Annotated in this window: 27 protein-coding genes and 1 pseudogene; 20 read left to right on the plus strand and 8 right to left on the minus strand. The window is 62.1% G+C overall.

Going from position 1 to position 25,930, the window contains the following annotated elements; translation table 11 throughout:
* The first annotated feature begins 250 nt into the window (after nt 1–250).
* Nucleotides 251–1,042, plus strand: coding sequence for a crotonase/enoyl-CoA hydratase family protein (locus BMZ10_RS09240; protein ID WP_093460482.1), 792 nt, complete (start codon nt 251–253; stop codon nt 1,040–1,042).
* On the opposite strand, the gene BMZ10_RS09245 is transcribed toward BMZ10_RS09240, so the two are convergent.
* Nucleotides 1,043–1,798: a spermidine synthase gene (locus BMZ10_RS09245; RefSeq protein ID WP_093460486.1), complete on the minus strand. Its 756-nt coding sequence runs from the start codon at nt 1,796–1,798 to the stop codon at nt 1,043–1,045.
* A 125-nt stretch (nt 1,799–1,923) separates the two neighbouring features.
* On the opposite strand from BMZ10_RS09245, the gene BMZ10_RS09250 reads away from it, so the two are divergent.
* Nucleotides 1,924–3,270, plus strand: a complete 1,347-nt coding sequence (locus tag BMZ10_RS09250) for a class II 3-deoxy-7-phosphoheptulonate synthase (protein ID WP_093460494.1) — start codon at nt 1,924–1,926, stop codon at nt 3,268–3,270.
* Between the two features lie 179 nt (nt 3,271–3,449).
* On the opposite strand, the gene BMZ10_RS09255 is transcribed toward BMZ10_RS09250, so the two are convergent.
* Nucleotides 3,450–4,697 carry a winged helix-turn-helix domain-containing protein gene (locus BMZ10_RS09255; RefSeq protein ID WP_093460497.1) on the minus strand — a complete coding sequence of 416 codons (1,248 nt, stop codon included), beginning with the start codon at nt 4,695–4,697 and terminating at the stop codon, nt 3,450–3,452.
* Nucleotides 4,698–4,789: 92 nt separating this feature from the next.
* Nucleotides 4,790–5,023: a DUF1127 domain-containing protein gene (locus BMZ10_RS09260; protein WP_093460500.1), complete on the minus strand. Its 234-nt coding sequence runs from the start codon at nt 5,021–5,023 to the stop codon at nt 4,790–4,792.
* Nucleotides 5,024–5,120: 97 nt separating this feature from the next.
* Between BMZ10_RS09260 and BMZ10_RS09265 the strand changes: the two genes are divergently transcribed.
* Nucleotides 5,121–5,975 (plus strand): LysR substrate-binding domain-containing protein, encoded by an 855-nt coding sequence (locus BMZ10_RS09265; RefSeq protein WP_093460503.1) that lies wholly within the window; start codon nt 5,121–5,123, stop codon nt 5,973–5,975.
* 7 nt (nt 5,976–5,982) lie between these two features.
* Here the strand turns inward: BMZ10_RS09265 and BMZ10_RS09270 are convergent, their stop codons facing one another.
* Entirely contained in the window at nt 5,983–6,714 is a 732-nt protein-coding gene (locus BMZ10_RS09270) for a sulfite exporter TauE/SafE family protein (RefSeq protein WP_093460507.1), read from the minus strand.
* A 230-nt stretch (nt 6,715–6,944) separates the two neighbouring features.
* Between BMZ10_RS09270 and BMZ10_RS09275 the strand changes: the two genes are divergently transcribed.
* The 3 genes from BMZ10_RS09275 to BMZ10_RS09285 all read left to right on the plus strand — a co-directional run bounded on the left by BMZ10_RS09275 (nt 6,945) and on the right by BMZ10_RS09285 (nt 9,352).
* The gene (locus tag BMZ10_RS09275) at nt 6,945–7,418 is read left to right on the plus strand and encodes a MarR family winged helix-turn-helix transcriptional regulator (RefSeq protein WP_093460510.1); all 474 of its coding nucleotides are present in this window, start codon (nt 6,945–6,947) and stop codon (nt 7,416–7,418) included.
* A gap of 469 nt (nt 7,419–7,887) precedes the next feature.
* Nucleotides 7,888–8,307 (plus strand): organic hydroperoxide resistance protein, encoded by a 420-nt coding sequence (locus BMZ10_RS09280; protein ID WP_093460513.1) that lies wholly within the window; start codon nt 7,888–7,890, stop codon nt 8,305–8,307.
* Nucleotides 8,308–8,332: 25 nt separating this feature from the next.
* Entirely contained in the window at nt 8,333–9,352 is a 1,020-nt protein-coding gene (locus BMZ10_RS09285; RefSeq protein WP_093460516.1) for an alpha/beta hydrolase, read from the plus strand.
* Nucleotides 9,353–9,596: 244 nt separating this feature from the next.
* Here BMZ10_RS09285 and BMZ10_RS09290 read toward each other — a convergent pair whose 3' ends face one another.
* A complete protein-coding gene (locus BMZ10_RS09290; RefSeq protein WP_093460519.1) occupies nt 9,597–10,166 on the minus strand; it encodes an elongation factor P in 570 nt (189 codons plus the stop codon).
* Nucleotides 10,167–10,253: 87 nt separating this feature from the next.
* On the minus strand, nt 10,254–11,402 hold the full coding sequence (gene earP, locus BMZ10_RS09295; protein ID WP_093460524.1) for an elongation factor P maturation arginine rhamnosyltransferase EarP: 1,149 nt from the start codon (nt 11,400–11,402) through the stop codon (nt 10,254–10,256).
* A gap of 115 nt (nt 11,403–11,517) precedes the next feature.
* On the opposite strand from earP, the gene BMZ10_RS09300 reads away from it, so the two are divergent.
* From BMZ10_RS09300 to BMZ10_RS09365, 14 genes and pseudogenes are all read left to right on the plus strand, one after another.
* The gene (locus BMZ10_RS09300) at nt 11,518–11,913 is read left to right on the plus strand and encodes a hypothetical protein (RefSeq protein ID WP_093460527.1); all 396 of its coding nucleotides are present in this window, start codon (nt 11,518–11,520) and stop codon (nt 11,911–11,913) included.
* A gap of 26 nt (nt 11,914–11,939) precedes the next feature.
* Nucleotides 11,940–12,422 carry a GreA/GreB family elongation factor gene (locus BMZ10_RS09305; RefSeq protein ID WP_093460530.1) on the plus strand — a complete coding sequence of 161 codons (483 nt, stop codon included), beginning with the start codon at nt 11,940–11,942 and terminating at the stop codon, nt 12,420–12,422.
* Nucleotides 12,423–12,542: 120 nt separating this feature from the next.
* Nucleotides 12,543–12,749, plus strand: coding sequence for a hypothetical protein (locus BMZ10_RS09310; protein WP_093460533.1), 207 nt, complete (start codon nt 12,543–12,545; stop codon nt 12,747–12,749).
* A 127-nt stretch (nt 12,750–12,876) separates the two neighbouring features.
* Nucleotides 12,877–13,437: a DUF1003 domain-containing protein gene (locus BMZ10_RS09315; protein WP_093460536.1), complete on the plus strand. Its 561-nt coding sequence runs from the start codon at nt 12,877–12,879 to the stop codon at nt 13,435–13,437.
* Nucleotides 13,438–13,671: 234 nt separating this feature from the next.
* Nucleotides 13,672–14,211, plus strand: a complete 540-nt coding sequence (locus BMZ10_RS09320; protein ID WP_093460539.1) for a PaaI family thioesterase — start codon at nt 13,672–13,674, stop codon at nt 14,209–14,211.
* 35 nt (nt 14,212–14,246) lie between these two features.
* On the plus strand, nt 14,247–15,389 hold the full coding sequence (locus BMZ10_RS09325) for a thiolase family protein (protein ID WP_093460542.1): 1,143 nt from the start codon (nt 14,247–14,249) through the stop codon (nt 15,387–15,389).
* Between the two features lie 259 nt (nt 15,390–15,648).
* Nucleotides 15,649–16,450 (plus strand): annotated as a pseudogene (gene dkgB / locus BMZ10_RS09330) (2,5-didehydrogluconate reductase DkgB).
* A 475-nt stretch (nt 16,451–16,925) separates the two neighbouring features.
* Nucleotides 16,926–17,663, plus strand: coding sequence for a FadR/GntR family transcriptional regulator (locus BMZ10_RS09335; RefSeq protein ID WP_093460545.1), 738 nt, complete (start codon nt 16,926–16,928; stop codon nt 17,661–17,663).
* Nucleotides 17,660–18,667, plus strand: coding sequence for an ABC transporter ATP-binding protein (locus BMZ10_RS09340; protein WP_093460548.1), 1,008 nt, complete (start codon nt 17,660–17,662; stop codon nt 18,665–18,667). The genes BMZ10_RS09335 and BMZ10_RS09340 overlap by 4 nt, the downstream gene beginning before the upstream one ends.
* The gene (locus BMZ10_RS09345) at nt 18,664–19,785 is read left to right on the plus strand and encodes an ABC transporter ATP-binding protein (RefSeq protein WP_093460551.1); all 1,122 of its coding nucleotides are present in this window, start codon (nt 18,664–18,666) and stop codon (nt 19,783–19,785) included. The genes BMZ10_RS09340 and BMZ10_RS09345 overlap by 4 nt, the downstream gene beginning before the upstream one ends.
* Complete coding sequence (locus BMZ10_RS09350) at nt 19,782–21,281, plus strand: ABC transporter substrate-binding protein (protein WP_093460554.1); 1,500 nt, start codon at nt 19,782–19,784, stop codon at nt 21,279–21,281. The genes BMZ10_RS09345 and BMZ10_RS09350 overlap by 4 nt, the downstream gene beginning before the upstream one ends.
* Nucleotides 21,282–21,324: 43 nt before the next feature.
* Nucleotides 21,325–22,269: an ABC transporter permease gene (locus BMZ10_RS09355; protein WP_093460557.1), complete on the plus strand. Its 945-nt coding sequence runs from the start codon at nt 21,325–21,327 to the stop codon at nt 22,267–22,269.
* On the plus strand, nt 22,269–23,153 hold the full coding sequence (locus tag BMZ10_RS09360) for an ABC transporter permease (RefSeq protein ID WP_093460559.1): 885 nt from the start codon (nt 22,269–22,271) through the stop codon (nt 23,151–23,153). Before BMZ10_RS09355 ends, BMZ10_RS09360 begins: the two co-directional genes overlap by 1 nt.
* Nucleotides 23,154–23,214: 61 nt before the next feature.
* On the plus strand, nt 23,215–24,810 hold the full coding sequence (locus BMZ10_RS09365; RefSeq protein ID WP_093460562.1) for a gamma-glutamyltransferase family protein: 1,596 nt from the start codon (nt 23,215–23,217) through the stop codon (nt 24,808–24,810).
* Nucleotides 24,811–25,072: 262 nt separating this feature from the next.
* Here BMZ10_RS09365 and BMZ10_RS09370 read toward each other — a convergent pair whose 3' ends face one another.
* The gene (locus tag BMZ10_RS09370; protein ID WP_177182093.1) at nt 25,073–25,411 is read right to left on the minus strand and encodes a DUF202 domain-containing protein; all 339 of its coding nucleotides are present in this window, start codon (nt 25,409–25,411) and stop codon (nt 25,073–25,075) included.
* On the minus strand, nt 25,408–25,824 hold the full coding sequence (locus BMZ10_RS09375; protein WP_093460565.1) for a YidH family protein: 417 nt from the start codon (nt 25,822–25,824) through the stop codon (nt 25,408–25,410). Before BMZ10_RS09375 ends, BMZ10_RS09370 begins: the two co-directional genes overlap by 4 nt.
* Nucleotides 25,825–25,930: the final 106 nt, after the last annotated feature.

The following is a 25,930-nucleotide window of genomic DNA, read 5'->3' on the forward strand; positions in this document are numbered from 1 at the left end:
TTCGCAAACCCATACCGTGACGAGGGCCCTATGAAAGGCCGGCGCGCACTATACCGGAATTGCTGAAAAAAGTGAGGATTTTTTTCCGTAAAAGAACACCTTGCGGCCAACTGTCACAGGCTTTGCGCAAACCTGAGTCAGTGTCTACTTTTCAAGAGCCCGGTATTACTGGCGGCGGAGGCTTAAACGATTCACCTCATCAGTCAGGCAGCCACCCTCCCTTCCTACTCAGCATGCAGGAAATTCGGACATGACCTCTTCGACCAAAGGCCACGTCAGCCGGGAACAGCGAGGGGCCATCATGCTCATCGGACTGGACCGCGTCGCCAAACGCAATGCGTTCAACATGGAAATGCTCAATCAGTTGAGTCTGGCTTACGGTGAATTCGAGCGTAACGATCAGGCGCGGGTCGCCGTGGTCTTCGCCCATGGCGATCATTTCACCGCAGGCCTCGATCTGGCCGACGCAGGGCCCACGCTCAAAGACGGCTGGAAACTGCCGCCAGGCGGCTACGACCCATGGGGTCTGTTCGTCGGGCCAAGAGTCAGTAAGCCGGTGATCGTCGCGGCGCAGGGTTACTGCCTGACGCTGGGTATCGAGTTGATGCTCGCCTCCGATATCAATCTATGTGCGAGCAACGCCCGCTTCGCGCATCTGGAGGTGCAGCGCGGCATCTTCGCGTTTGGCGGCGCGACGCTGCGCCTGCATCAGATCGCCGGGTGGGGCAACGCCATGCGCTGGCTGCTGACCGGTGACGAGTTTGACGCCCATGAGGCCTGTCGCATGGGGCTGGTGCAGGAAGTCATGGCGCCGGAAGACCTCCTGCCTGCCGCCCTGCGCCTTGCGCAGCATGTCGCTGACCGCGCGCCGCTAGGCATCCGCGCCACGCTGGAGTCTGCGCGCCAGGCGGTGCTGGAGGGTGAAAGCGCCGCCGCCCACGCGTTGCCGCAGCTGGTGCGGCGAGTGATTGAAAGCGACGACGCCAGCGAGGGCCTGAGCGCGCTGCAGGAGCGGCGCGCGGCGGACTTCAAAGGGCGCTGATCAGGTGGCCGGGCGCAGGGTCTTGATCAGCGGCAGCAGCGAGTAGCCCAACTGCGGGGCCAGCGCTTCAGCACGCTGGATCAGGGCATCCCTGTCCAGCGTCTGGTCCAGATCGGCAGGCACGATGAGGATCACGTTGCCCTCCTTCACCGGCAGCTCCCAGTAATGGCGGTGATAAAGACCGCGCAACAGCGCCGCGCCCAAGGGTTTGCCGTCGTCCGAGGCCCACTGATTGATGACCAGCCAGCCTCCCGGGTTCAGCCGTTGCTGGCACTTTTCCAGGAAGCCCCAGGCCAGATGGCCCACTGCAGGCCCGGTGTCGGTGTACAGGTCAACGAAGATCAGGTCGGCGTTTTCCGCTGTCGGCAGCAATTCCAGCGCGTCGCCAATGCGGATGTACAGACGCGGATCGTCGGCCAGGCCCATGAACTCCATCGCCAGACGTGGCACGTCGGCACGCAGCTCGATGGCCTCGACGTCGTCCAGAGGCAGGAATTTCAGGCAGGCCTGGGTCAGCGTTCCGGCGCCGAGCCCCATGAACAGCGCACTTTCCGGCGCCTCATGGCACAGCGCTCCGATCAGCATGGCACGGGTGTAGTCGTACTCCAGCCAGGCAGGATCGGCCGTGAACGTGCAGCTCTGCTCGATGGCATCGCCGAATTCCAGGAAGCGGTAATCCGCCACTTCCAACACGCGAATCATGCCGAAGTCATCGTGAACCTCAGCCAGCACGCGCTCAACACGCTCCTCGGTCATTGCAGCTCTCTTGATCAATCAGGTTTGGCGCGCGGATTGTCAGGCATGCAGCCCCGGCAGGTCACGCAAATTATCCGGGTGAACTGCTACCATGACGGTCCGATCGCACTGACCTCGAGTTCACCATGAGCCAACCCTGGAGTCCCGACAGCTGGCGGGCCCTGCCTATCCAGCAGCAACCTCAATACCCTGACGCCGAGCATGTGCGGCGTGTCGAGCAGACGCTGGGCGGTTTTCCGCCGCTGGTGTTCGCCGGGGAAGCACGCGAGCTGCGCCGACAATTCGCCGAAGTGACCGAGGGTCGGGCGTTCTTGCTGCAAGGGGGCGACTGCGCCGAGAGCTTCTTCGAGTTCTCCGCCGCGAAGATCCGCGACACCTTCAAAGTACTGTTGCAGATGGCGATCGTCATGACGTTCGCAGCGGGCTGCCCGGTGGTCAAGGTCGGACGCATGGCCGGCCAGTTCGCCAAACCCCGCTCCTCGAACGACGAAACCGTGGATGGCGTGACGCTGCCGGCTTATCGCGGCGACATCGTCAACGGCATCGGCTTCGACGAGAAGAGCCGTGTTCCGGATCCGGATCGCCTGCTGCAGGCTTACCACCAGTCGACCGCGACGCTGAACCTGCTGCGCGCGTTCGCCCAGGGCGGTTTCGCCGACCTGCATCAGGTGCATCAGTGGAACCTTGATTTCATCGCCAATTCGGCGCTGTCGGACAAGTACAGCCAGCTCGCCGATCGCATCGACGAGACGCTGGCGTTCATGCGCGCCTGCGGAATGGACACCTCACCGCAATTGCGCGAGACCAGTTTCTTCACCGCCCACGAAGCGCTGCTGCTCAACTACGAAGAAGCCTTCGTGCGCCGCGACAGCCTGACCAACGACTTCTATGACTGCTCGGCACACATGCTGTGGATCGGCGACCGCACCCGCCAGCTCGACGGCGCGCATGTCGAACTCCTGCGCGGCGTGAAAAACCCGATCGGGGTGAAAGTCGGCCCGAGCATGAACACCGATGACCTGATTCGTCTGATCGACATCCTCAACCCCGACAACGATCCTGGCCGCCTGAACCTCATCGCGCGGATGGGCGCCAACAAGGTGGGCGATCACCTTCCGGGCCTGATTCGTGCGGTGGAGCGCGAGGGCAAGAAGGTGCTGTGGAGTTCCGATCCGATGCATGGCAATACGATCAAAGCCAGCAGCGGCTACAAGACCCGCGACTTCGCGCAGATTCTGGGTGAGGTGAAACAGTTCTTCCAGGTGCATCAGGCCGAAGGCACCTACGCAGGCGGCATCCACATCGAGATGACCGGGCAGAACGTGACCGAATGCATCGGCGGCGCACGACCGATTACCGAGGATGGGCTGTCAGATCGGTATCACACCCATTGCGATCCCCGAATGAACGCAGATCAGTCGCTGGAACTGGCGTTCTTGATTGCCGAGACGTTGAAGCAAGTGCGTCGGTAAGTCGCGCAAGCGGGCGCGCTGTTTCTGTGGAGCGTCGGATCAGCACCACGGAATTCAGAGTGCCTGCGCTGGAGGGTTCCCGGCTAAAGCCGGTCCTACGACGGCGCAAGGCGTGGGTTCCCATTACGGAATCGAGGCTGTCTGCGCTTGACCATTCCCGGCTGAACTCGAACGTTTCGTCACAGGTGATCAAAACCGCTGGCGACGAATGCCTCCCGCAGGCGCGCCGCACTGGTGCGTTGGCAATTGATCAACACGTCGGGCAAGCCCAGCCAGTTGGCCAGTTGTCGCAGGTTCAGCGCCAGGGCATGCATGCCCTCCTCGTCCAGCCCAGATTGTTCTTCGTGTACGGCATGCACGGCCAGCCTCCCGGCAGCCCTTTCAGCCCGCAGGTCGATGCGCGCCGCGATGCGTTCGTTGTACAGAAACGGCAACACGTAGTAGCCATACACACGCTTATGGGCGGGCGTGTAGATTTCCAGGCGGTAATGAAAATCGAACAAGCGCTCGGTCCGCGCGCGCTCCCAGATCAAGGAATCGAACGGAGAAAGCAGTGCACTGGTCGCCACTTTGCGTGGCACGCTCAGCTCGGGCAATGCGTAGGCTGTCTGTTTCCAGCCCTGCACTTGAACCACGTTGATGCGCCCCTCTTCCACCAGCGCAGCCAGCCCGGCCCTGGCGGGCGCCGGGTCCTGACGAAAGTAGTCACGAATGTCTTTTTCGGTGCCGACGCCCAGCGCTCCGACGGCGTGCAGCAGCAGTCCGCGCTGGGCCTGGCCCTCGTCCAGTACAGGGTGATGGATGATCGCGTCGGGCAGAACCCGTTCGGGCAGATCATAAAGCCGCTCGAATCCGCGACGCCCGGCAACCGTCACCTCGCCAGCGGCAAACAGCCATTCCAGCGCCAGCTTTTCAGCGCTCCAGTCCCACCACGGTCCCGCGCGCTCCTGGCGCGTACTGAGGCTGCCCGCCCCCAGCGCGCCTTGATCACGCACTGCCTGCAACACACGTGCGATGGTCGGCCGCTGCTCGCGTCCGAAGGTGGCCAGCTGCTGATAAATACCCTCACCTTGAGCCGCACGCTGCATGCGCCAGCGCATCAGCGGGTACAGATCCACGGGCAGCAATGACGCTTCATGCCCCCAGTATTCAAACAGTTTGCGTTGCCTGCCCTGGCTCCAGGCGGCGTCATCCAGAAGCTTCTGCGGGTAGTTGCCCAGCCGCGAATACAAGGGCAGATAGTGCGAACGCACCAGTGCATTGACCGAATCGATCTGCAACACCCCGAGCCGCTCGATCAGCTGCGTGACATGGCTGGCCTTGATGGTCGCCGGCCGCTGGCGACCATTGAATCCCTGGGCAGCCAGCGCCAGACGACGCGCCTGTTTGAGGGACAGTTTTTGCTGAATCGGCAGTTCTGCGGGCATTCAGGACCTCCTGATCGATCCGCAAAACTACCTCATCAAGACCCGCGCTGCCTACCGCGCCGGCGGTCGCGAGAACTGCCAGGCCTGTCGCCTCAATGCTTCATCGGGTCATCCCAGAAACGACGTTCCGCTTCCTGGTACACATCGGCTCGGCTCAGACCGATGTCCTTGAGCGCATCGTCACTCAATGCAGCCAGCTGCCTGCGTTCGCGGTGGAGCCTGCGCCAGCGGGCGATCTGCGTCGTTACCGCAGTCCACCAACGCTCAGGCCCCGACTCCCGCGACAGGGTTTTCATCACCAGTACGTAACCTTTTTGACCTTTCATCGTCTTGCCCTCCAAGTGGGGATGGGCAGATTCTCTCGCCAGGCTTAAGATCAATCCAACGAATGTTTCTTATGCACTGCATCTGGGAGATTGATGTATGACCAGCTACCCAAGCATCGACAGCGAACTGCTGCGCACCTTCGTCGCGATTGCCGACGAAGGCGGGTTCACCAAGGCTGGCGAGGTGGTCAACCGTACGCAGTCGGCGGTCAGCATGCAGATGAAAAGGCTTGAGGATGACGTCGTCCGCCGGCCGCTGTTCCTCAAGGATGGCCGCACGCTCAACCTCACGGCCGAAGGCCAGGTGCTGCTGGGTTATGCCCGGCGCATCCTGAAGCTGCACAGCGAAGTGTTCAACACGCTGCGTGAGCCGCACATGGTCGGCACCGTGAAAATCGGTACGCCGGATGACTACGTGATGCGCTTCCTGCCGGGCATCCTGCAGCGCTTCGCTCAGGCGTATCCCCTGGTGCAGGTCGAAGTGCACTGTGAATCATCGGCGCAACTGCTGCAGCGTCAGGACCTGGACTTGAGCATCGTGACCCGCGAGCCCGGCAAGGAGATCGGCCAGATTCTGCGTCAGGAACGCTTCGTCTGGGCAGAGGCCGCAGGGTTCTGCCCGCACGAACAGACGCCGCTTCCACTGGCGATGTTCAACAACGACTGTTTCTGCCGCCTGTGGGCGGTCAATGCACTGGACGCCGGCGGCCGCGAGTATCGCGTGGCCTATACCAGCGCCAGCCTGTCGGCGATCATGGCCGTGGTGAGTGCCGGGCTTGCCGTGACCGCACAATTGCAGAGCCTGATCACCCCCGATCTGCGCGTGCTTGGCGAAGCGGAGGGCTTGCCGCAGTTGCCGTCGGCGAGCATCGTCCTGCTGCGAAATCCGAACAATCCCTCACCGATCACCGAGTGCCTGGCCGATCACATCGCCGAGGGCTTCAAGCTGTAGCGATCGGTCAGACCCGGAAACAGAGCATGATCGCGCAGATCACCAGGAACACGCAGAACAGCGATCTGAGCAAACGCTCCGGCAGACTGTGGGCGAGCGCAACGCCCCAACTGATGCTGGCAAGGCCGCCGATGGCCAGCGGGATTCCCATTCGCCAGTCGACGTGGCCATGCAGCGCGTAAGTGGTCATCGTGATAATGGTCGCCGGGGCTGCGAGGGCCAGCGCCAGCCCTTGGGCGGCCACCTGACTGGCGCCGAAGATGCCGGTCAGGATCGGCGTTGCGATCACCCCGCCGCCGACGCCGAACATTCCTGCGGTCACGCCGGAGCCCAGGCCCAGCACCCATAGCCACCGGCCATGTCGAAGCTGGGGCCCAGATTGGCCTTTGCGCCAGTACATCTGAATCACGTTGAACAGCGTCAGGACGACGAGAAACCCGACGAAGCCGATGCGCATGCTCTGGGGGTCGATCCGCACGGCCCACAAAGACGTCAGCCAGGACATGATGAAGCTCGGCACGATCAGCAACATGGCATTGCGCACCGATATCCTGTTGCGCTGGTTGTAACGCCACAACGCCAGCAACACATTGGGCAGCACCATCAGCAGCGCGGTCCCTTGTGCCAGTTGCTGATCGAGACCGAACAGCACGCCCAGCGCCGGAATGGCCACCAGCCCACCGCCGATTCCGAACAGCCCGCCCAGGGTGCCCATCACAGCGCCCAGCAGCAGGTACATCACTACATCGACAATCACGCCCGATCCTCTGTTTTCAGTTGCGGTATGGGAACGCGCGCATCCTACTGACTCGCGGCGATCAGGGAAATCCGCAGGCGGCGATAAAGGTCACGATCGGCGTCAGTCCGCTTCGATAGAGAAACACCTTGTCGGCGATTACTGAAATTATCTGGTGCATTAAAGATCATGACACTAAATTAGTAGTCAATTGGTTCAATCGAGGAACACCCATGAACGCCGACGATAGCTCCGCGACGGCTGGAGCTGGCAGTTGCGAGGACTTGCTGCTGGATAACCAGCTGTGTTTTGCCCTGTATTCCACGTCTCTGATGATGACCAAGGTCTACAAGCCGCTGTTGCAGGAATTGAACCTGACCTATCCGCAATACCTGGCGATGCTGGTCTTGTGGGAACGAGACGGCTTGACGGTGGGAGAAGTAAGCACGCGATTGCTGACCGATCCGGGCTCACTGACGCCGCTGCTCAAACGGCTTGAAACCGAAGGCTTGATCAAGCGCACGCGCAGCAAGGAAGACGAACGTGTAGTGCTGCTGACACTGACTGATCAAGGTAAGGCGCTGCATGAAAAGGCCAAGCGGATTCCGCAATGCATTCTCGCGGCCAGCGGAATCACGGTGGAACAACTGAAAGCGTTGCAGCAGGACCTGCTCGGCCTGCGCGGGAACCTGCACGGCAGCATCTGATTACCCCTCCTTCACTTCAGGCCAGCCTTGTTGCTGGCCTTTTCATTTACGCCAGACCCTGCCGCAGATTTCTGTAGGAGCGCGCTTGCCCGCGAAACATCCGTGCAGATATCGGGAGGGTGCCTGCATGAATGCGTTCGCGGGCAGCGCGCTCCAATAGATCGGGTGGCGATAGCGCGGTGGCGACACCACTTTGTGGCACCTATGGATCGAAGGGTCCTTTCGATGGCAGGCAGGACCGCTAAAAACCTCGACCTTGCGAGAAAAATCTTACTGAAAATAAATACATATTTTTCAATGAGTTAAATCAGAAATAATCGGTTGAGCGCGGTTTTGCTGAAAAATCTCGAAAATTTATCTTGCGCACTAATCATTAGCGCATTACATTTCATCTCACTTGCTTAGCGCACAAACTTTTAGCGCTAAACATAACCGGCTCAAGCCAACATCATTCAAGTGAGGAAATATCATGAAAGCGCTCTATACCGCAGTTGCAACCGCTACCGGTGGCCGTGATGGCCGTGCTGTTTCCAGCGACAAGATTCTCGACGTGAAACTGGCCACTCCGAAAGAACTGGGCGGCGCTGGCGGTGAAGCCACCAACCCTGAGCAACTGTTCGCTGCCGGCTACTCGGCCTGCTTCATCGGCGCGCTGAAATTCGTCGCCGGTCAGAGCAAACGCAGCATCCCTGCCGACGCCTCGATCACTGCCCACGTTGGCATCGGTCAGATCCCTGGCGGCTTCGGTCTGGACATCGATCTGCACATCAGCCTGCCTGGCCTGGAACAAGCCGACGCTCAAGCGCTGGTCGACGCCGCTCACCAGGTCTGCCCGTACTCGAACGCCACCCGCGGCAACGTTGACGTTCGCCTGCACGTGACCGTCTGACACCTCGACCAGGAAGGAGAAGAACATGAACACATTTGGCAAGATTCTGGCGGGCTCGCTTCTCGCACTGTCCATCGGCAACGCGTTTGCGGCGACCGACAGCGGCGTCGAGCACAACACTCAGGCATTCCTCGACGCGCTGAACTCGGGCGGCGGCAAGCCGATCGAACAGCTTTCGCCCAAGGATGCACGGGCCGTACTGACTGGCGCCCAGGCGGGAGTCAAGCTGACACTGCCCAAAGCCGATGTCAGCCAGAAGACCATCTCGGCCGACGGCCAGAACATCAGCCTGACCATCGTGCGTCCGGCTGGCGTAAAAGGCACGTTGCCGGTGTTCATGTTCTTCCACGGCGGCGGCTGGGTGCTGGGCGATTACCCGACCCACGAGCGTCTGGTGCGGGATCTGGTCGAGGGTTCGGGGGCAGTGGCGGTATTCGTGAACTACACGCCGTCGCCTGAAGCGCACTACCCAACCGCGATCAACCAGGCCTACGCGGCCACCAAATGGGTGGCTGAGCACGGCAAGGAGATCAACGTCGATGGCAAGCGTCTGGCCGTGGCCGGCAACAGCGTCGGTGGCAACATGGCGGCCGTCGTCAGCCTGATGGCCAAAGACAAGGGCACGCCGGCCATTCGTTATCAGGTGCTGCTGTGGCCGGTAACCGACGCCAACTTCGACACCGGTTCGTATGACCAGTTTGCCGAGGGGCACTTCCTCACCCGCAACATGATGAAGTGGTTCTGGGACAACTACACCACCGATCCGAAGCAGCGCGCCGAGATTTACGCTTCACCGCTGCGCGCCACACTGGATCAGCTCAAAGGCCTGCCCCCTGCTCTGGTGCAGACTGCCGGTGCCGACGTGCTGCGTGACGAAGGCGAAGCGTATGCCCGCAAACTGGATCAGGCTGGCGTTCCGGTCACCGCCGTGCGCTACAACGGCATGATCCACGACTACGGTCTGCTCAACGTGGTCAGCCAGGTGCCGGAAGTGCGCTCGGCGATGTTGCAGGCGTCGCAAGAGTTGAAGGTTCATCTGAAGTAAAAAAGATGTCAGCCGGATAGATCTGCATCGATCGATCCGGCCTCATCGCGAGCAAGCTCACTCCTACAGATCACTGCGCTCCCACTGTAGGAGTGAGCTTGCTCGCGATGAGGCCGGTGTGTTCAACACGACTCAGTGACCAGAGAAGAACGCCATGAACGGGTAACCGAACAAAACCATCGCCCACAAAAAAGCCCGACTCAATGGTCGGGCTTTTTCGTGTGTAGCGTTACGCGAGCAGTGCTTACTTGGCACGGCCTTTGTAGGAACCGCCTTCACGGGTATCGATCTCGATCATGTCGCCGATTTCGATGAAGTCAGCCACGCTCAGCTCGGTGCCGTTTTTCAGCTTGGCTGGTTTCATGACTTTGCCCGAAGTGTCGCCGCGAGCGGAACCTTCGGTGTAGTCGATCTGACGCACGATGGTGGTCGGCAGTTCTACGGAAACCAGACGGCCTTCGAAGAAAACGGCTTCGCAGACGTCGGTCATGCCTTCTTCAATGAAAGGCAGAACGCTTTCGATGTCTTCGGCGTTCAGTTCGTACATGGTGTAGTCAGTGGTGTCCATGAACGTGTAGGAGTCGCCGCTGATGAAAGACAGGGTGGCTTCTTTACGGTCCAGGATCACGTCGTCCAGCTTGTCGTCGGCGCTGTAGACGGTTTCAGTCTTGTAGCCGGTCAGCAGGTTCTTCAGCTTGGTCTTCATGATCGCGCTGTTACGACCGGACTTGGTGAATTCAGCTTTCTGAACCAGCCAAGGATCGTTGTCGATACGGATCACGGTACCGGGTTTAAGCTCTTTACCAGTTTTCATTACGAATATCCGAATTTGGATGGAAGTACTTTCTAAGCCCTGTACGAAAAGCCACTTTTCGTACAGGGCTTAATACAAGGCCGCGTATCATATCCAATTTCGGTAAAAGTGTACCAGCGCAGTCGTCAGATCATCCTGCAAGGCCTGTTCCAGACACCACCGTTGCGCATGCCGGGACAGTTCGGCGCGATGCGCCTGCAGGGTTGTCCAGCTGGCCGCCATGTCCTGCCCTGCGTTCCAGTTGCGCCAGACATCGGTCAGCGCCTGGGCCGCGTCTGTGGATAACCCGGCCAGATACAGCTCCAGAAACGCATCGAGCTTGGCCCAGTGAGCGTCGTCGTCCTGCTCGTAGATGTGCCAGATCAGCGGCCGACCGGCCCACTGCGCACGCACGAAAGAATCTTCGCCGCGCACCACGTTGAAATCGCAGCACCACAGCAGCAGGTCGTAATCCTCCTGACGCACGAACGGCAGCACCTGAATGGTCAGGGCATTGCGCTGGTTCAGGTCGCCGGCCTTGAGCTCATCGACCGCAAGCCAGCGCTGGACATCGCCCAGAATCCGCCCTTCCGGCACCAACAGGTGGGTTTTACGCTCAGCGAACGCCAGACAGTCCAGCCAAGAGCCAAGCCCTGCGTGCTCGTAGGCAAACAGCGAGATCAACTGCGTCGGCGTCTGTGTGGCGTCGTGTTCCGGGTGAACGCCCAGCCGGGTGAGAAATGCCTGCCGCGCGGCCGGATCCTGCTCGAAGGCATGGCGCCGGTCGATCAACCCGGCTTCGCGCAACAAGCCGCCGGTGGTGCTCCGAAAGCCCGGAAAGAAGAAGAACTTCTGGATGCCGCTGGACTGCAGCGAAGGCAACCCATGGCAGCCGGTCACCCACTCTTCAGCGCTCAGGTATTCGAGGTTCAGCCAAAGCGGGCGTGGCGTACGTGCTTTCATGGCGTCGATGTAAGCCGGCGGCAGATGACAGGCGAACGCTTCGATCACGACGTCGGCAGGCTCGGCAGCTCGCCAGTCCTTCGGCCAGAAACACACGTTGACGCCGTCGTGCCATTGTTGCGGCGCCTGCGGGTCGGCAGCAGGACACAGACGGGCGAACGCCGTCAGGTCGTCCACCCAAAGACGCACGTCCATGCCGTGCTCGGCGACCAGTTGACGGGCCAGACGAAAGGTCACGCCGACGTCGCCGAAGTTATCCACAACGGTGCAGAAAATATCCCAAGAGGCTTTCATCCCGATCCCCTGAGGATGTTCAAAAAAGCGAATTGTCCTTCATAACGGCGAAGAATCTCCAGCCCCGGTCGTGCGACAATTCCGCCATCGACACTGCGCAAGCCCGGAGTCTGCCATGTACGTCAACCGTCGCGAATTGTCCGTTACCCTCCATCCATTGAAGCTCGTGCTGTCCATTGCTGCCGGGATCTGGCTGGGTTTTCTCGCCGTGCTGCTGACGGCCTGGCTGGTCTACAACGCATTACCGGCCGAGCAGACCCAGGCACTGAAGAACACCGCCAGCGAGTTGACGACCCCGCCAGCCGCCAAAGCAAATCCCGAAAGCGACAATCCGATGTTCGATCAATACCGGCAGATCCTGCGCGAAGGCGAAGCGCGGCAGGCCGAACAAGTCGAACAGGCCGAGCGGCAGCGCAACTTCAATGGCCCGAAATGCCAGTTCTGGATGCAGCAGAACCAGACCGCGCCCAGCGAGAAGAGCCGTGCGGCGATCTATCAGTTCTGCGGCTGAACCCTTTGACGAGACACGCCATCTTCATGAACAAGCCACGGGTCCTGCAGCGGATCATCGAAACACTGGAAATCGATCTCGACGTCGCCATTCGCGCCGCGCAGACGGCCTACGAAACCGCGACGCATGAAGAGAACATCGCCGAAAACAAGTACGACACGCTGGGGCTGGAGGCGTCGTATCTGGCGGCCGGCCAGGCGCGCCGGGTCGGGGAAATACGTCAGTCGCTCACGCAGTACCGCAACCTCACGCTCAAGCCTTTCGATGAGCAGCGCGGCATTCAGTCAGGCGACCTGATCGTGCTGGAATCGGCGAGCGGTGTCGCCCGGCAGTTGTTTCTCGGGCCGGATGCCGCGGGGCTGAAAGTCAGCGTGGACGAAGGCCTGATCACGGTAATCACCGCCAGAGCCCCGCTCGGCCAGACGCTGTTGGGCAAGTTCGACGGCGATGAGGTCGAGATCGTTGTCAACGGCAGCCGGCAATCGTTCGAGATCGTGCAGGTGGTGTGATCCGTTGATCCATTGCAGGGTTGAAGGGGTCGACTTTTTGTGGGTAAGGTGCGGGGTCGCACCATAAAGGTGAACCCGGATATGGAGCCGGGCACAAGGATTCAACCAAGGAGATATTTCATGACGAACGTCATCACTTTCCCTGACGCCCATGAACGTGATCGCCTCAAGTCCAGTGACCACCAAGGGTTGAGATACCTGAACAAGAAAGAGCGACAACTGATCGATCGCCTGCGCATGACCAGTCACGCGGGTCGCCAGTACGTCTACGACTACGCCAATATCATGCATCGGTCCAAGCCGTTGTACCCCGATCCGGTGGACTGACGCTCGGCTTTCACGCCTGCGGGTACGAACGTGCCCGCGCAACCTCGCTGCCACCGTCACGGGCTACGCCAAATCCCGGGCATTCGGGCCTATAGTGGGCATCTGTTTTTGCCCTCAGGAAACCACCATGCCCGTTGCCCCGACTGAACCCGTCAACCCGGACGCCGCCGCCCTGGCCGCCTCGCGACCTGTCGACCATCTGCGTTTTCATAAAGGTCATGCGCACCTCGCACCCACGTTCGGCAACGATGCGTTCGCGCTGAAAGCCGAGGCCTTCGCGCGCTTTTTCGGCACGCCGACGTTTCTGGGCGCGCAGACGCTCATTGTGCTGCTGTGGGTTGGCGCCAACCTGAGCGGCCTGGTGACGTTCGACGTTTATCCCTTCATCCTGCTCAACCTGGCGTTCAGCCTGCAGTCGGCTTATGCCGCGCCACTGATCCTGCTTGCCCAGACGCGCCAGGCCGCTCGCGACAAAGCCAGTTCCGATGCCGACGCGCAGCACCGCGAAGCGCTCGCCGTAGCCAATGAAGAACGCATGGCGCGGGCGGCGCAAAACACCGCGCAGATGCTGGAATTACTGGAGCAGAACACGCGCCTGACCGAAATGACCAAGCTGCTGACGGAGCGGGTCGAAGCGCTGACGGCCGACATGCACAAGCATTTCGTCAAGAAGGACGGGCATGCCTGAGCGGCCCGCCAGTCGACGACTGGAGCGCGGCGATCCCACGACTGCGCTGCGCTTTATTTTGCGGTATTCACGCGTCTCTTTTCCTGCCTTACCCACTACCCTCCTCCACTGACTGAGCGCTTTAGCCACCGGTGGACATTTATGGTATTGCGGTCGTCATTGAACAGCGAGATTATGACCATAATTTAATTCCCGCCGGCGCCCCGCCGGATGCGGCTTGCGGAGTGAATGCCCATGCAAAATACCTCTCGCCAAGAGACGCTGGCCCTGTGGCTGGCGCAGGAACAGACCATCCGCGCCCGATTGGGCAAGTCCGGCAGCATGAGCCTGGCCGACGTCGCGCAACTGACGCCGCAGGCGTTCTTCGACGGTATCGGTAACGGTGAGCTGCCGCACCCGCCCATTGGCGAGCTGATGGATTTCGTGCCGATCGAGTGGTCGCCCGGCAGTTTCGTTTTTCAGGGCACGCCCGGGCCGCAGCACTACAACCCGCTGGGCATCGTGCACGGCGGCTATGCAGCCACGCTGCTTGACTCGTGCATGGGTTGTTCGGTGCATACCCGCCTGCAACAAGGCCAGGGCTACACGACCCTCGATCTGCGCATCAGCTACGTTCGGGCGCTCACCGACAAGACCGGACCGATCCGCGCCGAGGGCACTGTGGTGCATCTCGGGCGCTCCACGGCGCTGGCCGAGGGCCGGATTTACGACGTCGATGGCCGTCTTTACGCCACCGGCACCACCACCTGCATGATCCTTGATATGAACCGCTGATCGCCATCGACCGCCCTTAGCCCAGGAGACTTACCATGCAATCCTCAGCCCCCTCCATCGTCATCGCCGGTTACGCCCGTTCGCCCTTCCACTTCGCCAAAAAAGGCGGCCTGATCAACGTGCGCCCCGATGACCTCGCCGCCCAGGTGCTCAAAGGGCTGGTCGAGAAACTCGATCTGGACCCCGGCGCGCTGGAGGACGTGATCATGGGCTGCGCTTACCCCGAAGCCGAACAGGGCATGAATATCGCGCGGATCGCAAGCTTCCGAGCAGGCTTTCCGGACAGTCTGGGCGGCGCGACCATCAATCGCTTCTGTGGGTCGTCGATGAGTTCGGTGCACTACGCGGCGGGTCAGATCATGCTCGGCGCGGGCGAGGCGTTTCTGTGCGCGGGCGTCGAGTCGATGACCCGCGTACCCATGGGCGGCTTCAATGTTTCACCAAACCCGACGCTGATGCAGACCCTGCCGCAGGTGTACATGCCGATGGGCCTGACCGCCGAGGAAGTCGCCAAGCGTTTCGACATCAGTCGCAGCGAGCAGGAGGCCATGGCCGTCGACTCTCACGCCAAAGCGGCCGGCGCCCGCGAGCGTGGTCTTTTCATCGACGAAATCATCCCTGTGCAGACGCCGGAAGGCAGTGTCGGCGAGGACGGTTGCATCCGTCCCGGCACCAGCCTTGAAGGCCTGGCGGGCCTGAAGCCTGCGTTCGCCGGCAGCGTCACCGCAGGCACTGCGTCGCCGTTGACCGATGGCAGCGCGGCGGTGCTGGTGTGCACTGAAGCCTTCGCTCGCAGTCATGGGCTGGACATTCTGGCGCGGATCAAGGGCGTGGCGGTGGCGGGCTGTCCGCCCGAAATCATGGGTATGGGGCCTGTCTACGCAACCCGCAAGCTGCTGCAACGTGCAGGCTTGAGCATCGGTGATATCGATCTGGTGGAGATCAATGAAGCCTTTGCCAGCCAGTCGATTGCCTGTGTTCGGGAACTGGGGCTGGACATGAAGAAGGTCAACCTGGATGGCGGCGCGATGGCGATGGGACATCCGTTGGGCGCCACCGGTGCGCGGATCACCGGCAAGGCGGCGTCATTGCTCAAGCGCGAAGGTGGCCGCTATGCCGTGGCGACACAGTGCATCGCCGGTGGGCAAGGCATCGCGACGTTGCTTGAGGCGGTCTGATCATTCCGCCAGGTCGTTTCTCTGCGCCTGATTCATTCGCGAGCAAGGTCACCCCTGTGGATGATCGCAGTCTCTTGCAGACGTGAGCTTTCTCGCGATGACGGCAGAAACATCCGCCATCGACCCATTCAGATCACTGCGCTCCACCGCATTCATGATCCCCGATCAAAAGTCCCTTTCCCGTTCTACGGTTTTTCCGCGGGGAACCAACCGGGATACTGGCCTTCAGATTTCTTACCTTTGCAATGGAGTAATCCCGATGACTGTTCCCGCTTTTGGCCTGGGCACGTTCCGATTGAAAGACCAGGTCGTGATCGACTCGGTCACCACCGGCCTTGAACTCGGCTACCGCGTGATCGACACCGCGCAGATCTACGGCAACGAGGCCGAGGTCGGTCAAGCCGTCGCGCAAAGCGGTGTGCCCCGTGATCAGCTCTACATCACCACCAAGATCTGGACGGACAACTTCGCCGCGGACAAGCTGATCCCCAGCCTGAAGGAAAGCCTGGCGAAACTGAGAACAGATTACGTCGACCTGACGCTCATCCACTGGCCTTCGCCGCAGGGCAAGGTCGCGGTCGCCGAGTTCATGGGCGCGCTGCTGGAGGCGAAAAAGCAGGGCCTGACGCGAGATCGGCGTGTCGAACTTCACAGTCGCGCTGATGAAAGAAGCCATCGCTGCGGTCGGCGCCGAGCACATCGCGACCAACCAGATCGAGCTGCACCCGTACCTGCAGAATCGCACCGTGGCTGATTTCGCCAAACAACACGGGATCAAAATCACCTCGTACATGACCCTGGCCTATGGCGAGGTCTTGAAAGACCCGGTGATCGAGGAAATCGCACGGCGCAATGACGCGACGCCGGCGCAGGTCACCCTGGCCTGGGCGATGCAGCTGGGTTACGCGGTGATTCCGTCGTCGACCAAACGCGCCAACCTGGAAAGCAACCTCAAGGCAGTGGACCTGAAGCTGAGCGATGACGACATGGCCCACATCGCCAAACTGGACCGGGGCCACCGCCTGACCAGCCCGGCCAGCCTGGCGCCCGAGTGGGACTGATCGCCGCCGAATGCTGACCTGGCTCGCGGCCAGCTAAGCCGGTCCTGCAAGTTATGCGGCAGGTAGGACCGGCTTCAGCCGGGAATAGGCCGCGACCTCAGTCTGCGGTATGGCGACAAATGCATTCCCGGCTGAAGCCGGTCCTACGGAATTCCGCGTGGGCGCTGTCCTCAACATGCCCTGTAACAATGCACCCGAACCATTATCAGGCACCTGCCTGAGACCCGCGAAAAATTGGTTCACTTATCCCCCGAACCAATCCTGCCTCATCCGGCGAACCAAGCTTGCGAACCTTTGGCGATTGGCCCATGCGGTCTGAATCGTGGGTTCCCGTGCGGCATGATTGCCTGCCCGCTGCATGAACCAATTCTGATTGGCATCACGATTGCACCTTCTGCGTATCGCTCCCTTATCGCCCTGCGCTGCTTCACGCTGCAAACGGCATCCGGTTTTCATGCTGTGACGAGAGACCACGATGGAAAGGTTCGACACCGACGCCCCGCACGACAACTCGTCGAAACTGGCCCTGGACGCGCTACGCCAGATGGTGGCGCAACATGCCGCGTTCCCGCAGCGAGCTTTGCCCACCGAGCGCGATCTGGCGGTGGATTTCGGCGTCAGCCGTCGCGCCATTCGCCGTGCCCTGGCGGTGCTCGAAGCGGAAGGCCAGATCTGGCGTCGTCAGGGAAAGGGAACCTTTGTCGGCCCTACCCCGCCGAGCGCGGCGATGAGTTTCGCCAAGTTGTCGAGCCGGACCAATTTCAGCGAGGTCATGGAAGCGCGCCTTTATCTGGAACCGGCACTCGCCTCGCTGGCTGCGTTACGTGCCAACGGTGAACAGATGGCGATCCTGCGCCGTCTGGCCGAGCGCACGACACGGCAGCAACACGCCACCGAAATCGACGCCGAGGGCATTGAGCTATGGGACAGCGCCCTGCACCGCGGCATCGCCGAAGCCGCCGGCAACCGCCTGATGCTGGACATCTTCGAAATGCTCGACGCGATTCGCCTCGACCCCACCTGGCGCGACCTGCGCCAGCGTGCGCGCAACACCGACCGGCTGGACACCTACAGCCACGATCACGACGACATCGTCAGTGCCATCGAAACCCGTGATCCGGTCAAGGCCGCCACTGCCATGCGCGGTCATCTGCGCGCTTTGCAGCAGGCCCTGGACCACGTCATCCAACAAGACCTTGAGGCCAGCGTATGAACGACCAACCCAGCGACGATCAGCCTGCGGTTCTGAGCGTCAGCGACCTGACCGTGCGCTTCAAGGGTGCCCCGGCCAACGTCGTCGATGGCGTTTCCTTTGCGATCAGGCCCGGCAGAACCCTGGCCATCGTCGGTGAATCCGGCTGCGGCAAAAGCGTGACCTCCATGGCGTTGATGGGCCTGCTTCCGGACACCGCAACCGTTGACGCCAGCGCCTCGAGACTGCTGGGTGAGCCGCTGCTGGGGATGTCCGACGCGCGCCTGCTGGACGTTCGCGGCAACCGCATGGCGATGATTTTCCAGGAGCCAATGACGTCGCTCAATCCGGTGTTCACCATCGGCGAGCAGATCGCTGAAAGCGTGATCCGTCATCAGGGCCTGTCCGCGGGCGCGGCCCGTCAGCGCGCGCTGGAAATGCTCGAAAAAGTTCGCGTGCCTGATGCGCAGCAGCGTCTGGACGCCTATCCCCACGAGCTGTCCGGCGGCATGCGTCAGCGCGCGATGATTGCCATGGCGCTGGCCAACGATCCGGCACTGATCATCGCCGACGAGCCGACCACGGCGCTGGACGTGACGATTCAGGCGCAGATCCTGTCGCTGGTCGCCAGCCTGCAGGCCGAGACCGGCACATCGATGATCCTGATCACCCATGACCTGGGCGTGGTCGCGGAAGTCGCCGACGACGTCATGGTGATGTACGCCGGTCGCGTCGTCGAAAGCGGTTCAGTGAAGACGCTGTTCGACGACCCGCAACATCCTTACACCATCGGCCTGATGGGCTCGATGCCCTCCGTGGGCCCGCGCGAAGGACGCCTCGCGACCATCAACGGACGCGTGCCGACCCCGGCCGAAATGCCCGGCGGCTGCCGCTTTGCCAGTCGCTGCCCGTTCGTCATCGATGCGTGCCGCGACGCGCGCCCGCCACTGCTGGAAGTCTCCAGTGGTCATTTCGCGGCCTGCATCCGCGCGCCGCTGGAACAGCATTTGGGAGTCAGTGCATGAGCACGCCGCAGCACATCGACGTCACCGCCGACGCCCTGGAAAAACCGATTCTGGAAAGCATTGCGGTCAGCAAGCATTTCCACAGTGAAGCAGGCCTGTTCCAACGCAAAAAACCGCCCGTGCAGGCAGTCAATGAAGTGTCGCTGGCCGTTCGCCGGGGCGAAACACTGGCGCTGGTCGGTGAATCCGGCTCGGGCAAATCCACCCTCGGCCGCGTGCTGCTGAATCTGCTCAAACCCACGGCGGGCGATGTGATTTATGAAGGACGCAATCTGGGCAATCTGCCCTCTGACAAGCTGCGTCAGGTGCGCCGCGATCTGCAAATCATCTTCCAGGACCCGTTCGCGTCGCTGAACCCTCGCATGAGCGTCGAGTCGATCATCGGCGAACCGATCTGGCTGCATCGCGATGACAGCCGCAGCGCACGGCAGGACAAGGTCGCTGAACTGCTGCGCACCGTCGGCCTTGCGCCTGAGCACGGCAGCCGCTTCCCTCACGAGTTTTCCGGCGGGCAGCGCCAGCGCATCGGCATCGCCAGGGCACTGGCCTCCGAGCCTCGGCTGATCCTCGGCGACGAGCCGGTGTCGGCGCTGGACGTGTCGGTGCAGGCGCAGGTGGTCAATCTGCTGGAGGACCTCAAGCATCAGTTTGGCCTGACGCTGCTCATTGTCGCCCATGGCCTGGCAGTGATTCGTCACATGAGTGATCGAGTCGCGGTGATGTACCTGGGCGAGATCGTCGAACTGGCCCCGGTCAACGCGCTGTTCGAGACGCCCTTCCATCCCTACACCCAGGCGCTGATGGCCGCTGTGCCGGTCAGCCACCCTGACTTGCGCCGGCCTCGTCCGCTGCTCGGAGGCGACATGCCGAGCCCGAGCAAACCGCCCTCCGGCTGCCGCTTTCACACGCGCTGCCCGCACGCCAGGCCGCTGTGCCGCGAGCTCAAACCCGCGTTCGAAACCGTCGAGCCGGGTCGCCAGGTGGCGTGCCACTACTGGCGCGAAATCGCTAACGCGGGCGCCGGCTCATTGATCGTACCGACACCCAGCGCGGCCTACAGCCAGCGCCTGAATCTGTTCAAAAGCCATCAAGCCCTTTCTCTGGAGAGTCAGCCATGAAGTTCGCCCCTCTGATGACCACCGCGCTGTTGCTGCTCGCCGCGAATGCGGCTGTCGCCGAAACCACGTTGCGCATCGGTATCCAGGATGATCCGGACGTGCTCGACCCGCACCGTTCGCGCACGTATTCGGGCCGCCTGGTGTACACCGCGCTGTGCGACAAACTGGTCGATATCAGCCCTGACCTGACCTACGTGCCGCAACTGGCGACGGCCTGGAACTGGAGCGAAGACGGCAAGACCCTGACCATGACCCTGCGCGAGGGCGTCACCTTTCATGACGGCGAAGCCTTCGATGCCGCAGCCGTGAAATTCAACCTGGACCGTGCGCGCACCCTGCCCGACTCGCTGCGCAAGAGCGAACTGTCGTCGGTGGAAAGCGTTGACGTGATCGATGCCAAGACCGTCGCCATCAAGGTCAGGCAACCGGACGCCACACTGATTTCGCAACTGTCCGACCGCGCCGGAATGATGCTCGCGCCCAAGGCGTCGGCGACCGACGTCGGCTCGAAACCGGTGTGCTCCGGCCCGTATAAATTCGTTCAGCGGGTGCAGCAGGATCGCATCGTGCTGGAGCGTTTCGACCACTACTGGAACAAGCAGGCGTACCACTTCGACAAAGTGATTTTCCTGCCGATTCCGGACACCTCCGTGCGCCTGGCGAACCTGCGTTCGGGCGACCTGGACATCATCGAGCGCGTCGCGCCCACCGACGTGAAAACCGCGAAAGCCGACAGCCACGTGCAAGTGTTCAGCACCCCGGGCCTCGGGTACATGCAGCTGATGTACAACACCAATAACGGTGACAAGGCCAACAACCCGCTGGGCAAGGACAAGCGCGTGCGCAAAGCCTTCGAGCTGGCGATCGACCGCGATGCGATCAATCAGGTGGTCTTCGAAGGCCTCTACGCACCCAGCGCGCAACCGTTCCCGAAAAGCAGCCCGTACTACGACAAAGACCTGCCGATCCCGGCCCGTGATGTCGAGGCCAGCAAAAAACTGCTGGCCGAAGCGGGCGTGAAAACCCCGGTCAGCGTCGAGCTCAAGGTCGCCAACAACCCGATTGCCCAGCAGGTCGGGCAGATCATTCAGGCGATGGCCGAAGAAGCCGGCTTCAAGGTCAATCTGGTTGCGACCGAATACGCCACCCTGCTCAGCGAGCAACAGGCCGGCAACTTCCAGATCGGCATGAGCGCCTGGTCCGGTCGCCCCGATCCGGATGGCGATATCCATCAGTTCGTGACCTGCAAAGGCGGCCAGAACGACGGCCGTTTCTGTGACCCGAAACTCGACGACCTGCTGAACAAGGCGCGCACCGTGAACGACCAGGCGCAGCGTCAGGCGCTGTACTTCGAAGCGCTGCGTCTGCTGGCCGACGACGTGCCGACCAGCTACCTCTACTTCGATCCGCGGATCATCGCGATGCGCAGCAACCTGACCGGCTTCGTGCCAAACCCGGACGGGCTGATCCGCCTCAACGACGTTGCCTTCAAATGAACGGGATGTCTGTGGATAACCGCTTCGGCCGCGAGGAATCGCCATGCTGATCTTCATCCTGCGCCGCCTGCTCAGCGCCATACCTACGCTGATTCTGGTTTCGCTGTTCGTCTTCACCCTGCAGAAACTGCTGCCGGGTGATCCGGTGCAAGCCATGGCGGGCGAAGAGCGCGATCCGGCGGTCATGGAATACCTGCGTGAGAAATACCGCCTCAACGATCCGGTGCCGTTGCAATACGTACACTGGGTCGGCAACGTGCTGCAAGGCGACTTCGGCACCTCGCTGCGCACCGAGCAACCGGTGACGACACTGCTGGCGTCCAAGCTGCCGGTGACCATCGAGCTGGCCGTGCTGGCACTGGTCATCGCCCTGCTGATCGGCATCCCGACCGGGGTGATTTCCGCCGTGCGCAAAGGCACGGCGGTGGATTACGGCGCCAATGTGTTCGCCTTGTCGGGGATCTCCATTCCGCACTTCTGGCTGGGCATTCTGTTGATCATGATCTTCGCCGTGAAGCTGCAATGGCTGCCGGCGTCGGGCTTCGTGCCGCTGGGCGAAAACCTGGGCCAAAACCTCAAGACCTTGATCCTGCCGGCGTTCGTGCTCGGCGCCGGGCTGTCGGGCGTCCTCATGCGGCACACCCGCAGCGCGATGCTTGAAGTGCTGCGCGCCGATTATGTGCGCACCGCGCGGGCCAAGGGACTGTTCCCGCGCACGGTGATCCTCAAGCATGCGCTGCGCAATGCGCTGATGCCCATCGTCACCCTGACCACGCTGCTGTTTGGCGAGCTGCTCGGTGGCGCGGTCCTGACCGAGCAGGTGTTCAGTATTCCGGGCTTCGGCAAGATGATCGTCGATGCCGTTTTCAACCGTGACTACGCCGTGGTGCAAGGCGTGGTGCTGTGCGTGGCGATCGGTTTTCTGCTGCTGAACCTGCTCGCCGATGTGCTGTATCGCCTGATTAACCCGCGTCTGAGGACTGCCTGATGACCTCGATTGCCCTCAATCCTGCACTGCCCGTCAAAGAGCCGCTGAAACCGCGCACGCGCTCGCCGTTTGCCCGAAAATTCCTCGCCAACAAAGGCGCGGTCGTGGGCGCGGTGGTGTTGATCGTGTTCATTCTCGCGGCACTGCTCGCGCCGTGGATTGCGCCTTACGATCCGCTGAAAGCCAACTTTCTCGCGGTGCGCAAAGCGCCGTCGATGATGTACTGGCTGGGCACCGATGAGCTCGGGCGCGACCTGTTTTCCCGGCTGTTGTGGGGCGCGCGCAGTTCCTTGCTGGCGGGCGGCGTTTCCGTGGCCATCGCGATGGTGATCGGCGTGCCGCTGGGCCTGCTGGCCGGTTACTTCGGCGGAAAGCTGGACGCGGTGATATCGCGGATCATGGAAGCGTTGTTGTCCTGCCCGTTTCTGGTCCTGGCGATTGCGCTGGGCGCCTTCCTCGGCCCGAGCCTGACCAATGCGATGATCGCGATCGGCCTGTCGGCCATGCCGATTTTCTCGCGCCTGACACGGGGTCAGGTGCTGGCGATCCGGCACGAAGATTACCTTGAAGGCGCCCGCGCGATCGGCCTGCCCGACCGCTGGATCATCCTGCGTTACGTGCTGCCCAACGTGCTCTCGCCGCTGGTGGTGCAGGCCACGCTGACCATTGCCTCGGCCATTCTGGCCGAAGCCAGTCTGTCGTTCCTCGGCCTGGGCCAGCAACCGCCCTCGCCGTCCTGGGGCTCGATGCTCAATACCGCGAAGAACTTCATGGAGCAGGCGCCGTGGATGTCGATCGCGCCCGGCGTGGCGATCTACATCACGGTGCTGTGCTTCAACCTGCTGGGCGACGGGCTGCGCGATGCGCTCGATCCGAAAAGCTGACGCCACTGATTCCATTCCCTTGCGACTTAAACGCTGATCAACTGCCGAAGAGATGATTTCAATGTTCGATGATCTGGATTACAGCCAACCTTACGCGTCCGCCCGCTCGCCGGTGATGGGCAACAACATGGTCGCCTGCTCGCAGCCACTGGCCGCGCAGGCCGGGCTCGACATGCTGCGTCGCGGCGGCAATGCGGTGGACGCCGCCATCGCCGCCGCCATGGTGCTGACGGTGGTCGAACCGACCGGCTGCGGCATCGGCAGCGATGCGTTCGCCATCGTCTGGGACGGCAAAAAACTCCAGGGCCTGAACGCGTCGGGACGCTCGCCGCAGGCCTGGTCGCCGGAACACTTTGCCGGTCAGACCGAAATGCCGCAGCGCGGCTGGGGTGCCGTGACGGTGCCGGGCGCCGTCTCCGCCTGGGTCGCGCTGTCGGAGCGCTACGGCAAGCTGCCTTTCGCCACCCTCGCAGGCCCCGCCATCGGCTACGCCCGGAACGGTTATCAAGTGACGCCCATCATCGCCGAACTGTGGCGACGCGGTTCGACCCTGCTCAAGGATCAGCCGGGCTTCGCGGAGTGCTTTCTGCAAGGCGGCAAGGCTCCGCAGCCAGGCGAGAAAGTCACGCTCAAAGACCATGCGACAACGCTGGAGCTGATCGCCGAAACCAAAGGCGAATCGTTCTATCGCGGCGAACTGGCGCAGAAGATCATTGCCCATGCCAACGCCAATGGCAGCGTCATGAGCCTGGACGATCTGGCCCGTCACGACGTCGACTGGATCGACACCCTGTCAGTGCCTTATGCCGGCGCGGTGGTCCATGAGCTGCCGCCCAACGGCCAGGGCATCGCCACGCTGGCCGGGCTGACCATGCTCGAAGCGCTGGGCGTCGGCGAGCACGCGGTGGACAGCGTCGAAACCGTTCACCCGGTGCTCGAGGCGATGAAGCTGGCGCTCGCCGACCTCAATCACCATGTCGCCGACAACGATCACATGCGCGTCGCTTCCGAACACCTGCTGGACCCTGCGTACCTGATGGAGCGCGCGTCACTGATCACCGAGCAGGCCGCCGACCCGCAGCATGGCGCGCCCAAGGCCGGCGGCACGGTGTACCTGTCCGCTGCGGACGAAAACGGCATGATGGTTTCGTTCATCCAGTCCAACTACATGGGTTTCGGCTCGGGTGTCGTCGTGCCAGGCACCGGGATCAGCCTGCAGAACCGCGGCGCCGGTTTCAGCCTCGACCCTGAACACGTCAACATCGTTGCGCCGGGCAAACGCCCCTTCCATACCATCATTCCGGGCTTCGTGATGAATGCCGACGGCACGCCGCTGATGTCGTTCGGCTTGATGGGCGGCCCGATGCAGGCGCAGGGTCATCTGCAGATGATGATGCGCATCCTGCGCTACAAACAGAACCCGCAGGCGGCTGCCGATGCGCCGCGCTGGCGCATCGAGGCCGGGCTGAAAGTGGCGGTCGAGCGCTCGTTCGACCGGCTGGTGGTCGAGGAACTGCGCGCCAAGGGCCACGAGGTTGAGATCGAAGACCCGAGCGGCGTGTTCGCCTTCGGCGGCGCGCAGATCATCCAGCGCACCGCGCACGGATACGTCGGCGGAACGGACCCCAGAAAAGACGGCCTCGTCGCCGCGTACTGACCCACCTCGCGCCACGCTGACTGACCGTGGCGCATCGCGAAACGCCATCTGCCGGTACCGGAGATGGCGCTTCCTGAGAACACCATCGAATCCGCATCCGCCACAACACCCGCAGCAGCGCATCTATTCGCGAACGGTGCTGTCACGCGACAAGGATACGTCGCTGTCATGCCGCATTCGCATGCGCAGACGGCCGAAAGCATCGTATCCGGCCGGGATCTGCTCGTTCGAGGACTGGCCTGTCCGCAGTAACCTGGTCAACTCACCCGAGCAGCACCGCATAGATGCCCACTACGCTCAGCACCATCACCGTCCCGCCGAGGACGACTACCTCACGCAGCGGCGCGGGCACGCGCTCATTTTTCAGGCCGCGGGCGCTCTTTCGGTAGCGGGCGTTCAGGGCGATCTGGATCAGCAGGCTGGCGATCAGCGAAACGATGATCGGTAACAATGCGATCAGGCCGTAGTGAGGGATCCAGCGCAGGAAGATCGTGCACACCACGATCAACGTCAGCAGCGTCCGGCGCCACGCCAGCAGCGTGCGTTCAGGTTGCAGGCCTGGGTCGTCGTGCCCGAGCGAAACCGCGTCCCGGCGACTCACGACGCGCCATATATAAGGAAGACGATCAGCCCCGCCGCGACCAGTGCGCCGCCGAGCGAGAGGATCGGCACCAACACCGGCAAGGGCAGCGGCTTGCGATGACGCATCGCGCGCTCCACTTTCAGCCAGCGAACACAGGCGCTGGCACTGACCAGCATCGCCAGCAGCAGCAACGACAACGCCACCGCGCGACGCAGTCCGGGGCTGAACACGTCGCCCGTGAAGGCTTCCACGGCAATGCCGCCCGCGAGAAACGCCAGGGCCGTGCGGATCCACGCCAGAAACGTGCGTTCGTTGGCCAGGGTGAAGCGCGGGTCAGGTTCGCAACCGCCGCCCAGCAGAGACGTGGAAAGACGATCGCGATCGGGAGGCGTGGCGGGAGGAGTGACGTTGCCGGGATCCGGAGAATTCATGTCGCACCGAGGTCGGGTAGATGACCGCGATCATACCGGTCATCGCCGCCAAAGGCCCGTCCTCGCAACGACCCGACCCACGCCATTGCCGACGCCGGAAAGCACC

This window comes from Pseudomonas sp. NFR16, assembly GCF_900108875.1.
GTDB lineage: Bacteria > Pseudomonadota > Gammaproteobacteria > Pseudomonadales > Pseudomonadaceae > Aquipseudomonas.

What these genes read in the sequence shown, in the direction of transcription:
- BMZ10_RS09240 (WP_093460482.1), top strand. Translation starts at nt 251, where the DNA reads ATGACCTCTTCGACCAAAGGCCACGTCAGCCGGGAACAGCGAGGGGCC.
- BMZ10_RS09245 (WP_093460486.1), bottom strand. Translation starts at nt 1,798, where the DNA reads ATGACCGAGGAGCGTGTTGAGCGCGTGCTGGCTGAGGTTCACGATGAC.
- BMZ10_RS09250 (WP_093460494.1), top strand. Translation starts at nt 1,924, where the DNA reads ATGAGCCAACCCTGGAGTCCCGACAGCTGGCGGGCCCTGCCTATCCAG.
- BMZ10_RS09255 (WP_093460497.1), bottom strand. Translation starts at nt 4,697, where the DNA reads ATGCCCGCAGAACTGCCGATTCAGCAAAAACTGTCCCTCAAACAGGCG.
- BMZ10_RS09260 (WP_093460500.1), bottom strand. Translation starts at nt 5,023, where the DNA reads ATGAAAGGTCAAAAAGGTTACGTACTGGTGATGAAAACCCTGTCGCGG.
- BMZ10_RS09265 (WP_093460503.1), top strand. Translation starts at nt 5,121, where the DNA reads ATGACCAGCTACCCAAGCATCGACAGCGAACTGCTGCGCACCTTCGTC.
- BMZ10_RS09270 (WP_093460507.1), bottom strand. Translation starts at nt 6,714, where the DNA reads ATGTACCTGCTGCTGGGCGCTGTGATGGGCACCCTGGGCGGGCTGTTC.
- BMZ10_RS09275 (WP_093460510.1), top strand. Translation starts at nt 6,945, where the DNA reads ATGAACGCCGACGATAGCTCCGCGACGGCTGGAGCTGGCAGTTGCGAG.
- BMZ10_RS09280 (WP_093460513.1), top strand. Translation starts at nt 7,888, where the DNA reads ATGAAAGCGCTCTATACCGCAGTTGCAACCGCTACCGGTGGCCGTGAT.
- BMZ10_RS09285 (WP_093460516.1), top strand. Translation starts at nt 8,333, where the DNA reads ATGAACACATTTGGCAAGATTCTGGCGGGCTCGCTTCTCGCACTGTCC.
- BMZ10_RS09290 (WP_093460519.1), bottom strand. Translation starts at nt 10,166, where the DNA reads ATGAAAACTGGTAAAGAGCTTAAACCCGGTACCGTGATCCGTATCGAC.
- earP (WP_093460524.1), bottom strand. Translation starts at nt 11,402, where the DNA reads ATGAAAGCCTCTTGGGATATTTTCTGCACCGTTGTGGATAACTTCGGC.
- BMZ10_RS09300 (WP_093460527.1), top strand. Translation starts at nt 11,518, where the DNA reads ATGTACGTCAACCGTCGCGAATTGTCCGTTACCCTCCATCCATTGAAG.
- BMZ10_RS09305 (WP_093460530.1), top strand. Translation starts at nt 11,940, where the DNA reads ATGAACAAGCCACGGGTCCTGCAGCGGATCATCGAAACACTGGAAATC.
- BMZ10_RS09310 (WP_093460533.1), top strand. Translation starts at nt 12,543, where the DNA reads ATGACGAACGTCATCACTTTCCCTGACGCCCATGAACGTGATCGCCTC.
- BMZ10_RS09315 (WP_093460536.1), top strand. Translation starts at nt 12,877, where the DNA reads ATGCCCGTTGCCCCGACTGAACCCGTCAACCCGGACGCCGCCGCCCTG.
- BMZ10_RS09320 (WP_093460539.1), top strand. Translation starts at nt 13,672, where the DNA reads ATGCAAAATACCTCTCGCCAAGAGACGCTGGCCCTGTGGCTGGCGCAG.
- BMZ10_RS09325 (WP_093460542.1), top strand. Translation starts at nt 14,247, where the DNA reads ATGCAATCCTCAGCCCCCTCCATCGTCATCGCCGGTTACGCCCGTTCG.
- BMZ10_RS09335 (WP_093460545.1), top strand. Translation starts at nt 16,926, where the DNA reads ATGGAAAGGTTCGACACCGACGCCCCGCACGACAACTCGTCGAAACTG.
- BMZ10_RS09340 (WP_093460548.1), top strand. Translation starts at nt 17,660, where the DNA reads ATGAACGACCAACCCAGCGACGATCAGCCTGCGGTTCTGAGCGTCAGC.
- BMZ10_RS09345 (WP_093460551.1), top strand. Translation starts at nt 18,664, where the DNA reads ATGAGCACGCCGCAGCACATCGACGTCACCGCCGACGCCCTGGAAAAA.
- BMZ10_RS09350 (WP_093460554.1), top strand. Translation starts at nt 19,782, where the DNA reads ATGAAGTTCGCCCCTCTGATGACCACCGCGCTGTTGCTGCTCGCCGCG.
- BMZ10_RS09355 (WP_093460557.1), top strand. Translation starts at nt 21,325, where the DNA reads ATGCTGATCTTCATCCTGCGCCGCCTGCTCAGCGCCATACCTACGCTG.
- BMZ10_RS09360 (WP_093460559.1), top strand. Translation starts at nt 22,269, where the DNA reads ATGACCTCGATTGCCCTCAATCCTGCACTGCCCGTCAAAGAGCCGCTG.
- BMZ10_RS09365 (WP_093460562.1), top strand. Translation starts at nt 23,215, where the DNA reads ATGTTCGATGATCTGGATTACAGCCAACCTTACGCGTCCGCCCGCTCG.
- BMZ10_RS09375 (WP_093460565.1), bottom strand. Translation starts at nt 25,824, where the DNA reads ATGAATTCTCCGGATCCCGGCAACGTCACTCCTCCCGCCACGCCTCCC.